General features: G+C 47.8%; 11 protein-coding genes. 6 read left to right on the forward strand and 5 right to left on the reverse strand.

Annotated features, from left to right (window positions below):
- Positions 1-150 precede the first annotated feature (150 nt).
- From L5L94_RS00070 to L5L94_RS00090, 5 genes are all read right to left on the reverse strand, one after another.
- On the reverse strand, positions 151-1,287 hold the full coding sequence (locus L5L94_RS00070; protein ID WP_219256166.1) for an ABC transporter permease: 1,137 nt from the start codon (positions 1,285-1,287) through the stop codon (positions 151-153).
- Complete coding sequence (locus tag L5L94_RS00075; RefSeq protein ID WP_263160606.1) at positions 1,277-2,233, reverse strand: ATP-binding cassette domain-containing protein; 957 nt, start codon at positions 2,231-2,233, stop codon at positions 1,277-1,279. The genes L5L94_RS00070 and L5L94_RS00075 overlap by 11 nt, the downstream gene beginning before the upstream one ends.
- Positions 2,230-3,240 (reverse strand): HlyD family secretion protein, encoded by a 1,011-nt coding sequence (locus tag L5L94_RS00080; RefSeq protein WP_263160608.1) that lies wholly within the window; start codon positions 3,238-3,240, stop codon positions 2,230-2,232. Before L5L94_RS00080 ends, L5L94_RS00075 begins: the two co-directional genes overlap by 4 nt.
- Positions 3,240-3,941, reverse strand: coding sequence for a TetR/AcrR family transcriptional regulator (locus L5L94_RS00085; protein ID WP_198573577.1), 702 nt, complete (start codon positions 3,939-3,941; stop codon positions 3,240-3,242). The genes L5L94_RS00080 and L5L94_RS00085 overlap by 1 nt, the downstream gene beginning before the upstream one ends.
- A gap of 185 nt (positions 3,942-4,126) precedes the next feature.
- Positions 4,127-4,474: a hypothetical protein gene (locus tag L5L94_RS00090; protein WP_113938914.1), complete on the reverse strand. Its 348-nt coding sequence runs from the start codon at positions 4,472-4,474 to the stop codon at positions 4,127-4,129.
- 790 nt (positions 4,475-5,264) lie between these two features.
- Here L5L94_RS00090 and L5L94_RS00095 point away from each other — a divergent pair.
- The 6 genes from L5L94_RS00095 (at position 5,265) to L5L94_RS00120 (ending at position 13,571) form a co-directional block, all read left to right on the forward strand.
- Complete coding sequence (locus L5L94_RS00095; protein WP_028760548.1) at positions 5,265-6,122, forward strand: hypothetical protein; 858 nt, start codon at positions 5,265-5,267, stop codon at positions 6,120-6,122.
- Positions 6,123-6,133: 11 nt separating this feature from the next.
- Complete coding sequence (locus L5L94_RS00100; protein WP_263160610.1) at positions 6,134-7,462, forward strand: DUF4785 domain-containing protein; 1,329 nt, start codon at positions 6,134-6,136, stop codon at positions 7,460-7,462.
- Between the two features lie 431 nt (positions 7,463-7,893).
- Positions 7,894-11,121 (forward strand): winged helix-turn-helix domain-containing protein, encoded by a 3,228-nt coding sequence (locus tag L5L94_RS00105; protein WP_263160611.1) that lies wholly within the window; start codon positions 7,894-7,896, stop codon positions 11,119-11,121.
- A 20-nt stretch (positions 11,122-11,141) separates the two neighbouring features.
- Positions 11,142-11,519 carry a DP-EP family protein gene (locus L5L94_RS00110; RefSeq protein ID WP_263160614.1) on the forward strand — a complete coding sequence of 126 codons (378 nt, stop codon included), beginning with the start codon at positions 11,142-11,144 and terminating at the stop codon, positions 11,517-11,519.
- A gap of 164 nt (positions 11,520-11,683) precedes the next feature.
- Entirely contained in the window at positions 11,684-12,241 is a 558-nt protein-coding gene (locus L5L94_RS00115) for a hypothetical protein (protein WP_263160616.1), read from the forward strand.
- Positions 12,242-12,542: 301 nt separating this feature from the next.
- Positions 12,543-13,571 carry a diguanylate cyclase gene (locus L5L94_RS00120; RefSeq protein ID WP_168823125.1) on the forward strand — a complete coding sequence of 343 codons (1,029 nt, stop codon included), beginning with the start codon at positions 12,543-12,545 and terminating at the stop codon, positions 13,569-13,571.
- The last annotated feature ends 170 nt before the right edge of the window (positions 13,572-13,741 follow it).

Here is a 13,741-nt window from a genome sequence, read left to right on the forward strand (position 1 = left end):
GCATGATGGCGGAAATCGCCCTAGCGGCAGTGTAAGGGATATCCTAATTAAGCAACATCGATTTCAATGGCTTAGCGCGACTGTTTACTGATAATTTGCGCTATATCAAAACTCGGCACTTTGCCCTTGATGATGAAACTCAGTACAGGGTTAATCCAAGCGCTTCGAAAATCTCATACTGGCAATCAATAACCCAATACAAGTAAAACCTATCATCCACAGGGCATCAAATTGCAGATCCATCACTTGGGCATCGCGCAGCACTATGGCCCGTGACATGCGCATAAAATGGGTTGCAGGTAAGGCTTCGGCAATCCACTGCGCCGCGATAGGCATGGCTTCGTAGGGGAACATAAATCCCGACAAGAGAATCGATGGCAGCAGGATAAATACCGTCATCTGCATCGATTGCAACTGGGTTTTCGCTATGGTCGAAATCACTAATCCTAAGGTTAAACTGGCGCAAATGAACAACATAGCAGCAAGGGCGATGGAATCAAGCCCGCCGCGAATGGGCACATCGAACAACAGATGCCCTGCGCTCAGGATAATGGTCACTTGCACAAAGCCAACCATCACATAGGGCACGATTTTACCCAGCATCAACTCCAGTGGCCGCACAGGCGTAGTGATCAAAAACTCCATATTGCCCTGCTCGCGCTCACGCACTATGGCGGCGGAAGTAAACATCACCATGGTCATAGTCAAAATCACCCCCAACAGGCCGGGCACTATGTTGACCACAGAACGTTGTTCTGGGTTGAAATATTGCACCACTTCAAAACTCGGTATCGCCGTTTTTAGTGCTCTTCCTGCGACTTCATCCAGTGGCATTTGCCTTAGGCTACGAATAGTTGAAGCGACAACCGTATCTGAACCATCCACCAGCCATTGGCCAGCGGGTTGTGCGATATAGGACTGAGCTAAATATTGCTGACCCACAAAGCTTGGGTGACGCACTAAGCGCTCATCAAGATCGGCGGGCAAATACAGCACGGCTTTGACTTCGCCGCGAGTGATCGCCGCCTCAGCCTCGGCGGCACTTAAATAACGCTGTTTAAAATCTACGACCTGCGTTGCTTCCACCGCCTTAACCAATGCGCGACTGTAGGCTGAATCACTCAAATTGACTAACCCAGCAGGCAGATGGCGAGCATCGGTATTGATCGCATAACCAAACAACATCAGTTGCACTAACGGGATCATGACTATCATGCCAAAGGTCATGCGATCCCGCGACAACTGCCGCAGCTCTTTGACCACAATCGCAAAAATCCTACGCCACATGGTCAGTCTCTCCCTTGGAAACCCCAGCCAAGCGCTCGCCAGTACAAGTGACAAACACATCTTCTAAGCTAGCGCGCACTTCTTCCATCGTCCGGCTGGCAACCCTAGGTTTAAGCCAAGCGAGCGGATTTTCAATATCGCTGCGCACTAACACCCGCAAACGACTGCCGATTTGCGCCGCCGACAATACCGCAGACTCGCTGATCAGTGATTGTTTTAAATTACGTAAGTCGTCCCCTGAGATCTCAACCACCCGAGCCCCCATAGCCGCCATCAGCTGCTGGGGTGAACCGTCGGCACGTTTTATCCCCCGCTCTAAAATCGCAAGACCATGGCAACGCTCGGCCTCATCCATATAGTGAGTCGACACAAGTATCGTGGTGCCTTGGGCACAGAGATCGAATAAGCGCTCCCAAAACTCGCGTCGATTTTCAGGATCGACCGCCGATGTCGGCTCATCGAGAAACAATAATTCGGGGTGATGTAAGGTCGCTGCCGCTAAGGCCAAACGCTGTTTCTGGCCGCCACTCATGGAGCCCGCCATTTGTTTCTCGCGGCCGACTAAATCGTATAGCATGACTAACTCGGCTATCCGCAGCTTTGAGGCTCGGCGGTTAAGGCCATAAATTTGCGCGACAAACTCTAAGTTTTCCCGCACCGAAAGATTGTCGTACAGGGAGAATTTTTGCGTCATGTAGCCAATGCGGCGGCGCAGTTTTTCCTCGGCGCCGGGTAAGGTTTCACCCAAAACACGAATATTCCCCGATGTGGGACTCAGCAACCCAGTCAACATGCGAATTGAAGTCGATTTTCCGCAGCCATTGGGGCCGAGAAAACCATAAATGGTGCCCTTGGGAATGGCGAGGTCGAGGTTTTCCACCGCATTAACACCACCAAAGGCGCGGGTCATCCCTTGGGTCTCGATAGCAAAATCAGCGCTTTTCATGGCTGCTGCACTTTTTGCTGCACTCCTTGCAGCACATCGAGTTGCAGCACATCGAGTTCAACTTCTAATGCCATGCCAGTAGGTAGATCCTGATCTGTGGCGGAAATGGTGATATCGGTCAAATACATCAGCCGCGCTCGATCACGTTCATTTAGCGCATAAAATGGCGTGTAAGCAGGTTGACTGCGAATATTGCGCACAGTGCCAGCAATCGGTATCTCGCGGCCATCAACAAGAATATTGACGCTATCGCCCGCCTTCACTCTGTCTAACCAAGTCGCGGGCAGGTAAACCCGTACATAGGGATCCTCGCTCGCCAGTAAACCAATCAACTGAGTGCCTGCGGCAATGCGATCGCCGACTCGCCAAGGCAACGTATCGACAACGGCATCACGCGCCGCCACTAAGCTCAAGTCTGCTAAGGCTTTTTGTTCGATGGCTACACTGGCGCGAGCTGCAGCCACCGCGCCTTTGGCTTGTTCAAGCTGCTCACTACGGGTGCCATTTTCTAGCAATCGCAGGCTTTGCAGCGCTTCAGCTTGTTTAGCGATACTGGTATCCCGCGCCGCACGGGCGGTATCTAAATCCGCTTGGCTAAGTACTTTAGTGGCAAATAAACGGTTTGTTCGTTCAAAGGCACGCTGAGCCTCTTTCACACTGGCATTCGCCCCGTCGAGCACGGCCTTGGCGCGTTCTATATCCTCTAAACGCGCACCTGTGACCGCCTCAGAAAGTTTAGCTTTAGCCTGTTCAAGCTCGGCCTGGCGCAGGGCGAGGCGCGCATTGGCTGAGATTGTATCAAGCTGAATTAACACCTCGCCCGCCTTAACCTGTTGACCTTCAACCACATTCACTTGAGTAATCAACTCACCTACGGGCGCGGTAAGCGTCAGCCTGTCCCGCTCGACAGTGCCAAGCACTCTGGGCGGCGCTTCGGTGCAGCCGACTAATAGCAAGATCACACAACCCACACTCACGTGCGTCAGAATTTTAAAATTCACACTCATTACGACTTCCTCGGTTCACGCAGTACACCTTGGGTAAAAACCTGCATATTGTGCAGCGCTAAACGCTGTAAACCATCAGCATCGGCACTAAAAAAACCGAACTGACGCATTAACACCGGGGGCGCAATAAGCGGAAAGACCATCAGACTCACGAAACTGAGGCGTACTAAATCGGGATCTAATCCCTCCTTCAATAGCCCCGCATTGACTAATGTGGATTCGAGCCATTGCCGCGAGAGGGATAAAATTTGCTCAAAAACAGACAACATAATGCGATAGGGTTCTGAGCCATCGCCTTCCTGTAACACCCGTATAATCAACCGTGGCAATCCCAGGTTAGGTGCCATAACGCGATAATATGTTTGCATAAGTTCACCCAAGTTATTAGGGGCATCCGCAGCGGATATTTCGCGAAAACGCGCTAATACGGGTTCAAGGGTTTCCCGCACCATTTGTTCGAACAAGCCCGCTTTTGAACCAAAATAATAACGAATAAGTGCGGCATCAACCTCGGCTTCGCGGGCAATTTCACGGGTAGAAACGCTGGGATAACTGCGATGACTGAAGAGATTTAGGGCTGCGATAATTAAGCGTTGGCGGGCATCGGAATCCCCTTTAGGACGACCAGGAGTCTGCGGCTGTGATTCAGTTTGGGCGGTAAATGGCACAACCCCCTTTGGGCGACCGGGAATAAGCGACATGGCAAGCTCCAGCAAAATTCATCTATTGATGAATATACTGAAAAGCCGCGTAAAAAGGCAGCAGTTAAATTCCTCATTTTCATTGATATTGAGGAATTTAACCCTAGCACTGCAAGGCTAAAATTTGAGTACCGTTCAATCGAAAAATTAAGCGGCCTTCTATTAAAGATTTATACAGTAAAAGCTTATGCGCCTTTCACTATCGCACTCAAACGGGTAATGAATTGCTGTACGGCTTCAACCGTGTCAAAACTAAAGGCAAGGCCATAGTGGGTTTCGGTCAAACTCTTATGTAAACGTTTGGGGAAACGTGTCATCTCGGCATTGTGGAAATAGTCGTATTTGGCATGCACGCCTGCAATAGTGGCAAGTTCGCCGGAAAAGACTTCGAATGCGGGACGAATAATCAAGTTTGGTGATTTACCGTCGAGGTGTAAATAGAAAGCCTCTTTGGTTTCTGGGAGCATGTATTCTGTAATGTTTTTTATGGTGAAGTTAGTGCGACATTGCAGTCCACTTAAGCAACTCACCATCTTATTATGTTCTATCGCCAAACTTATTCTCCCGTGTTTGTTGTCTATTTAGATTAAACCTGCCCATATCGCGCTACTTTTCTACTCCCAGTCAATCCATGGCTCAGATGACTGATTAAGATAAGAAGAATATCATCTCGGCAATGTTGGTTTATTCCGTTTATCCCACTTTACCCCAGCTCAGCCTAATCGGTTTAGTCTTTAAATGCACTAAAGTGATACCCATATCCCAGAGTAAATGGGTGAGTTTGAATTATTTATCACAAAAAACCTTTATATACAGAACGATAAACCTATTAACTCAAACGCTAAGCGGGTGTCACAGAAAATTCTTTTATGTAAGCAAATCGCTATTTCAAACGCGATAAAACACAATTTAGTTTATTAGGCATTGCTTATCATCAGGTTACCAACCTTTAGTTTGACATTAAAACGAACCGTTCAAAATGCGCCCCTGCGATTGCATTTTATAATGATTGTTTTACTTGCCAGCTTAAAATGTTGCGTCTAGGTTAATAAGCTTGAGTTAAGTCCTGTTGATAATGGCTAAGTTACGGCAATCACATTTGATGCCAACGTAAACTAGCGCACTCACGCTATCCCGTCGTATTCAGGCCTTAAGTCATGTTTTACCCAAAATGAGTAACTCGCGCTTGAGCGCCTATAAACCGAGCCATGCCAGCCAATTTCAAGCTTATTTACGGCAAATCCTGCATTAACTGACTTGCCCTAAACTGTCGCAACGGACTGGCGGCCACAATCAACAAGACCAACAACACGAGATATAGCCATGAAGATCAAAAAAGCCCTCATGCTCTTGGGTCTGTTCGCTGTCAGCCCAGTAACGTTAGCCGCAACCGGAGTCGCCTTTATCCATGGTACGGGTCACCAGACCAATGCCTTAGCCGATTACTGGACGCCCGAATTTGTTAACTCAGTGCGCCAAGGCATCCCAGTGCCAAACAATTACACAGTGATCAACTGCGACTTTGACCAATATATGTGGGAAGAAAGCGCCGCAGGTTGTCTGGCCACGCAGCTCAATAGCTTTATCCAAGCCAAAAATATCGACGACTTAATTCTGCTGACCCACTCCAATGGTGGCAACGTAGTGCGGTGGATTTTATCTAACCCAACGTGGGACAGCCGTTATCCTGCAGTGATCAACGCCACCTCAAAGGTTATCGCCATCGCGCCTTCCAGTGCTGGTACGCCGCTGGCCGATGCGGTGAACCAAGGTAATGTGTTCGAAACCAGCTTAGGCTGGCTCTTAGGCTATGGCAGCAATGCGGTGAAACAACAGCAAGTCGGTTGGATGGCAAACTACAACAACGCTTGGCTTAATGGCACAGCGGGTCGCCCATCGCTGGGTAAACCCTTCGAAGTCGTGGTGGGCTCAGATGTTGATTCCGCCATTTGGGACAGCGACAGTTACTGCGCGGGTTATCAATACCAAGTCGCGCTTGAAACCACCCAAAACTGGCTCGATAGCTGCTCCGACGGCTTCTTAAATTGCAGCTCACAAAAGGCGGCTGGCACTGTCTGGTTTACTGATAAACAAAAGACCCGTGGCCAAGAGCCCTTAAGCCATCAGCAGAGTCGTCGTACGTGTTTCAACTTAGACACGCTGATCCGCAACCACATTTAAGGAGCACTAAGATGCACACACTCAGCAAACTTGCCAGTGTCTTGGCGCTAAGCGGACTGCTTGCAGCCTGCCAAGATGAAGCCACACCCATAGATCCCAAAACCAATGCCAGCCCAATGTACGCCAAAGGATTAACCCTAGCCGCGCCGAGCGATACCGATCTCGTCGATAGCAATATTGCCAGTCCAACACTGGCGCCCATCAACACCAGTACGGATTACATTAGCTTTATCACCCCGCTGTACGGTGAGTATCAAGCGAGTATGCTTAAGCTGGAGCAAGCCAGCCAAAGTGACGAGTATTGGGTCAATGTAACCGGCGCACAGCTTAATGCAGGCGTGGGCCTCACCATGAGCCAAGCGTCGAGCTTAGTGCGCATTGCACCTCGGGGCGATACCAGCTCTGGTACTTTGATGCACGCCGAGGTCATCGCCCCTGAGCGCGTACAAATTCAGCGCGTTACCCCTAATCAGTCACCCCAAGGCAAAGCAGCCAACAGCAGTGGGATAAACACCAATGAGTCACTGGTCAAATCGATGGTCAACGCCGATGCTTTGGCTAGCGCAGGGTTAACCGATGATTCCAGTGCATTGCAAATGTCGGCGAAGGCCACACCGGGCGAATATCGCCTGCAGGTCAGCCAGCCGTTAACACCGAGTGCCAGCTACTTAGTCAATGTGAAGGAAAAAGGCTCGCCCTATCAACTGAGCGTCAAAGCCCCCACCGCCATCGCGGCGGATGCGCAAAACCTTGGGCTTGAACTCGCTCTCAGCCAAAGTGATAACACCTTTGTACCACAGGCAAAACTCAAACAAGCCGATGGCAATATGCAACCGCTGGCGATGGTAAAACAAGGGGAGACATGGCAAGCGGTGATCCCCGCGGGCGTCGCACTTTCAAGCAGCAATGCTGGTTTCAGTGAAATTGAAGTCACAGTACAAACCCAAGTCGATGGCCGACCGGTGCAGCGCACGGTCAAATCTGTCTTTAAGTCCTATGTCAATTCGGCGAGCATCAAGCCCGAAGTGCTCACGGTTTGGGATAAAGGCCTGCCTAACCAAATCAACTTTGAGTTATCGGTCGCCGAGGCGGGACGTTTTGGCTTAAGTGGCACGTTAACGGGCACCAATGCCGAAGGTCAAAAGGTAGCGATTCTACGCACCCAAGCAGCCAATTGGCTGACCCCAGAGTCGCCGAAGTTAAAGCTGATGTTAGATCCTAAGCTTATTCAAGCCTCGGGTTTACAGCCGCCATTCGAACTCAATGAGTTAGAACTGCAAGATCAAGGTCAAATGGCCAGATTAAGCTATCAAGCCAAAGCACTAACCTTAACGCGCTAATCCAAAGGGACCAATGTTAAGGGGCTAACGTTAAGATACTCAGCTTAAGGTGCTGATAAGTCAGGCTTGTTAGCCTTAAGTTCCTCTCTAATACAAAGTGCCCAATCACGGGCACTTTTTTATTGTTTATTTTTGTGATTTACACCTAAAAGCCATCACCTGATTTAACACCTAGCGCAAATCACAAACTGTTGACAGAAAAATGACAAGCCAAAGACTATTTACCACACCTCACCCTGATAAAATTTACATTGATTATCAAGGGTTATTCCTTTTAAATAACAATCATCAACGGCATAATGTCAAGGTCTTGACGTCAAACCTTTGAATGACAAGCACAGATCTTTATAACAATACGTATAACAATAAGAGTGACTCACAGCGCAAGTTTTTACCGTGCCATGGTCAATACTCAATAAATGGACATCGTTATGAGTGACAGCACATTTTTCTTTGGTGAATGGCAAATCAATCCCAGCGCCAATAGTCTGCTCCTTGGCAAACAAGTCAAACAACTTGAGCCCAAGGCGATGGATGTGCTGCTATTTCTCTGTCAACGGGCGGGCGAAGTCGTCAGCAGTGATGAAATAGTCAGCCACTGCTGGCCAGGTGTAGATACCGGCGACAATCCACTACACAAGATTATCAATCAGTTACGTCGAGCATTAGGCGATAGCGCCACCGATCCCACCTATATAGAAACCATACGCAAACGCGGCTATCGCACCTTAGCCGAAGTGCGTTTTCCTATCGGACACCAAGCCACCGCCAGCCCACAGAGTTGGCAAGGCGGCTCGCCCTTTCCGGGACTGCAAGCCTATAGCGCTAATTATGCCGAGGTGTTTTTTGGCCGCAGTGAACAAATCAGCACTTTGCTTAACCGGATAAGCCAACAAATCCTGTTTGGCCGTGCCTTCTGCCTGATCTTAGGTCCAAGTGGCAGCGGTAAATCCTCCCTGATTAATGCGGGTGTTGTGCCCAATTTAATGAAGGGCGACGGCTATAACGGCATTGGTGTCGCGTCATTCAGCAGCTTAGATTTTGCCGATGTGAGTAAAGGGCAACTACTCACCGATCTTGCCAGTGCTATGCTCGACTGGGAAATCAACGACACCCCAGTATTCGAAGGCATGAGCGCTGAGACTCTGGCGATTCAACTCGTCGAAGATATCCAAAGCGTGATCAACCAGTGTACCCAAGCGCTCAAGGCTAAACCCTTTTCTAATCCGTTTTTTGCCTTGTTTATCGACCGATTAGAAGTGTTGCTCTCATCACCGCTATTTAGCGATACCGAACGAACTCAGTTCATAGAATTATTGGAACAACTCGCCACCTCAAAAGCCGTGATTATCATCAGTGCCTGTCGCAACGATTTTTATCCTTTATTGGTCAATTACCCAAGCTTAATGGCGGGTAAAGCCCGCGGCGCCCACTTTGACTTAGCGCCGCCAACACGCACTGAGCTATTACAAATGATCCGCCTGCCCGCAGTGGCTGCCAACTTAAGCTGGGAAGTTGACAGCGACACCGCGATGCCGCTCGACGAAATGCTCTGCAGTGATGCGGCCAGTAACCCAGATGCGTTGCCCATGTTGCAATACACTCTGCAAGCCTTGTATTTGCAACGCAGCGCCGACGATAAGTTATTAGTCTCGGTTTATCATGCACTTGGCGGTATTGAAGGGGCGATTGGCAAAAATGCCGAGCAGGCGATTTCACACTTAAGTGATGCCGAAAAAGCCAGTCTGCCGCGGATTTTATCCCTATTAGTCACCCTGCGCGAAGATGAAAAGTCCATCACCAGCCGCACCGCTCGCTGGTCGCAACTGCAAAGCACGGCCGAAACCGCCCTAGTGCAAGCCATGGTCGATAGCCGCTTATTCGTGTCGCATCTGCAAAATGGTGAACCCTGTTTTAGCATCGCCCACGAAGCACTTTTACGCCGTTGGCCGCGTGCAACCGCTTGGATTAGCGAGCATAACGACAGCTTAAGCATTAAGAGTCGCCTACAGCATTTATCTAAGCGTTGGCTCAGCGAAGCCAAACACAGCGCTTATCTGCTCGCCGACGGCAAGCCGTTGAAAGAGGCCCAAAGCCTCAGCCAAAATCCGTTATTCGATTTAGACGATCCCGAAACCGCCTTTATCGCAGCCTCCACCAAACGCGCCAATATGCTGCGCAGGACGAGGCGCGTAACCGTCGCCCTGCTGTGCCTCCTCACCTTAACCTCCGTCATTATGAGCGTTCGCAGCATAGAAGCCGAAAAACTTGCCCTGCAAAAACGCCTCGCCGCCGAAGATTTGCTCGGCTTTATGGTGGGTGACTTCGCCGACAAGATGCGCGGCATCGGCCGTATGGACTTACTCGACGGGATCAGCAATAAGGCACTGGAATATTTCACTGATTTTTCCAATAAAGAGGATGATGCACACTTAAGTTTTGACGCCCGCTTCCAACACGGCCAAACCTTAGAGGCCATGGGGGAAGTCGCCTATTCGCGCAATAAAATCGATGAAGCCCGCAGCGCATTACTCGCGGCGCAAGAAAAAATGTTGCCACTGCTCGAATTGCAGCCGGAAAACTTAGCCCTACTGAAAACCTTAGGTGCCAATGCCTTTTGGTTAGGACAGCTTAAGTATGATGTGAGTGATTGGGCGGCATCGCGCCCCTTCTTCGAGCAGTACTTAGCCTATAGCCAAACTATGTACGCCCTTGCGCCCGAAGATAAAGATGCGCTCATGGAACTTTCTTACGCCCATAACACTTTGGGCTCAGTTTCGATGAAGCAACAGAAATTTGCCAAAGCACAACAAGATTTTGAAGAGTCGCTAAGGCTTAAATTGCTCGCCTTGGCAAAAGCGCCTGAGGATAGTCAGCTAATTGCGGATGTGGCCAATGCACGTTCTTGGTTAGCGAGTGCGGCAGTGTCACAAGGTGATGTACTTTCAGCCATACAGATCCACACTCAACTCCAACAAGAACTAAGCAATAACATTAAACAGCCATATATATTAGATAGACTAGCAGCCAGCCATCAAATTCTTGCTAAGTTATACGATTATCAAGATCTACCAGAACAAGCCCTAAGACAAACCCGACTTGGTTTGGAAGCAATATCAAAAGCGCTAGAACAAGATCCTAAAAACGATATTTGGACAAGACAAAATTACTATTTACACTTCAATCTTCTAGCATTTGCACGCACTGATTCTAATGAGATTACAAGATTAAAATCTTTACTAGATTCAGATATTGATTTGAATTCTTCATCGAAGAGAGACGAAGTGTATGCAAGCTATTTTCTTGCATCAGCACAACACTTACAACGACAAGGTAAGTTTGATAAAAGTATAGAATATGCTGTGCTAGCAAAAAATGAATTTCTTAAGTTATCAAAAAAATTCAATCAAAATATTAACTTCATTTCAAACTTATCGGAAAGTATTCTATTTGAAGCTAAAACGGTCAAAAATTATAAAGCCAAGCATGAATTATGCAACACTTCAAAATATTTACTATTACCTATAATAGAAAAAGATAAATCACCAAATTTCACCATTCATTATGTTAAAGCCCTTGACTGCCTTGGCGAAATTATAAGCGATGACAATCTTAAACATTTACTATTAAAATCTCATATAACCAATACCAAATTTTAACCAAAAGAAAGGAAGTTAATATGTTCACACCACAAGGCTCGGCTCAATTTATTAAAGTCAATGTTAATCTAGAAAATGGCGAACCTGTATTTATTTATACAGATGCTAATGGTGAACAATGCCAAGGGGATGTGACTATCACCCAAGCTGGTACTGTTACCTACTTGCTAAATGATCAAACAGGAAAAGGTTTAAAATTTGTTGGGGTCGGCTTTGTTACCCCATTCGATGACATTGTCGATGCGGTAACCATCAGCAGCGATGGTATGTTAGTACAACTCGTCGATCTAGATAGAACGTCGGGAACTACTAAGTTCCAATTTGTATTGAGCAATACTACTAATACCTTACTGATATTAAGTCCTGATCCAGAAATTATCAATCGTCCTCAAAACTAATCGAAATGCCCAACCTTTAATCGGGCTGGGCAGTTTCTACACCCGAAGAAAAGGGGAAAAGCGGAGACAGCCAGGAAAAGCGGGGACAGCCATGTCTTTTTGTGCTTTGTCCCCTCTTATACTAGCCTTTACATTATCTTGATTGCGTCTGTTTGGAGCGGATGATGACCTCGGCCAGAAGAATGCTTATCGATGCTAATACAACGCCCTTCTATCATGTGATAAATCGCTGTGTCAGAAGGGCTTTTCTGTGCGGTGAGGATAAACTCACAGGTCGCAGTTATGAGCATAGACAAAGAATTAACGCACTCAAGCAGGTAAATAACGCCTTCATCTCACCACAAGCATCAGTCCAATCCGCAAATAATCAGCCTCAAACGATAAACCAATCTCTCGCCAAGTTCGATGCGGCAACACACTCTAGTCAACAAACAGGCATCCCTTTTCATTTTGCGGATTATCTGGAACTTATCGATTGGACTGGCCGCGCCATTCGCCATGATAAAAAAGGCTTTATCGATAATCAGCGACCAAAGCTGCTCAATGAGTTAGGGATTGCATCAGATGCTTGGCTCAGCTCTGCTAAAGATTTTCGCCGCCAGTACAGTGGCATCAGTGGTCGTTGGGATGCGATGTGCGCTTTTAAACGTCAGCAAGGTGGTAAATGGTGTAGAGGAAAATCAAGTAGCGAAGCTCTGCATCCAAATCAACCTTTAGGGTAAACGAACCGTTCCCCACTCTTTATCTGTAGTTAAATTTCGACACTAAAATCCTTTGTGCTTGCCGCTTAATACCCAAAAATCCACTCATGGGTGCCACTTTTTTAACTTAGCCATGCCCCAAAACCTCGCACGTTTCAGTTAAACCTGAGAATTTACCGTGAGAAGATTAAATTTAAAACCTTTATAAACAATAGATTAAATCGGAAGGTAAGCAGAAGGTATCTTTTCTTTGCGAAGAATAAAGTCATCATCAGAAAAGCGCTTAGCGCAGATGGCATTAGGTTCACGGAGAATGATAACAATGACAAGCTCACCTAAACTGACACGTTCACAACATCCATTATCACTTGTGGGTGAAGGCAATGGTTCACAGTGCACTGCGCAGCAAGGCTTGGTCGAACCTTCGTTGCCGTTAACCTTCTTCGAACATGCCTCGATTGAAACGATTCAACAATTTATTCAGCATCTGACTGAGCCGGTGATTATCGTCAATGCCCAAGGTTACATTTACTTTAGCAATAGCAAAGGTGCTGACTTACTGACGTGCCCGCAGGCCAGTTTGAAGGGACAAGATTGGCGCAACTTTTTGACCGAACACCATCAAGCTCGCTACGACAATCTGCTGAGCAATGATATTAAATTAGGCAAAAATTGCGGTATTCCAGTGCAGCACTCCGCCGAAGAAATCACCCTCATTACTGCCTCAGGCAAAGCAAAAGATGTTGAGCTCTCCATTTCCTACATCCCCAGCCATGAACCTCTGTTTGTGATGATGATGCACGATTTGACGCAGCACAAAGCGGAAAATCAAAAACTACGTAAATTGGCCGCCACAGATTCACTGACTGGGCTGGCGAACCGCCGATATTTTGATGAAATGCTGCATCACTATTGGGAAGAATGCACAGGTAAGCTGCGCCCGATCAGCGTGGTGATTATCGATGTGGATTACTTCAAAGTGTTCAACGACCAATTCGGCCATATCCAAGGGGATGAATGCCTACGAAAGATTGCCAAAGTGATTGCTGACATAGTGCCGATAGAAGTTGGCCTGGCAGCGCGTTACGGCGGCGAAGAATTCGCGCTAATTCTACCAAGCCACAATGCCAAAATGGCACTAACGATTGCCCAAAAAGTGCAGCAAGGGATTAATGACCTGCGCTTTACCGAGCAAGGGCTGCGCGATTATGTCTCTGTGAGTGCGAGCCAAGGGATTGCGAGCGAAATCAATGGCCAGTTCCGTACCTCACTCGCCATGCTATGCGCCGCCGATACCGCATTGTACCGCGCCAAAGCCGATGGTCGTGACAGGATCAATACATCGCTTTAATCCCCATTAATTGGCGACTTGTTTGCCCGCAACTGATTGACCCAAAACTGATTGACCCAAAACATAGTTACCCGCGGCTTAGTTATCCGCGATGGATCAACAACGGGATTAATGACCTCAGTAGGCGCTTTAGCGCATTGAGGAAAACACGCAAAGCACACGAAAGGACT

Source organism: Shewanella sp. SM21 (assembly GCF_025654335.1).
Taxonomy (GTDB): domain Bacteria; phylum Pseudomonadota; class Gammaproteobacteria; order Enterobacterales; family Shewanellaceae; genus Shewanella; species Shewanella oncorhynchi.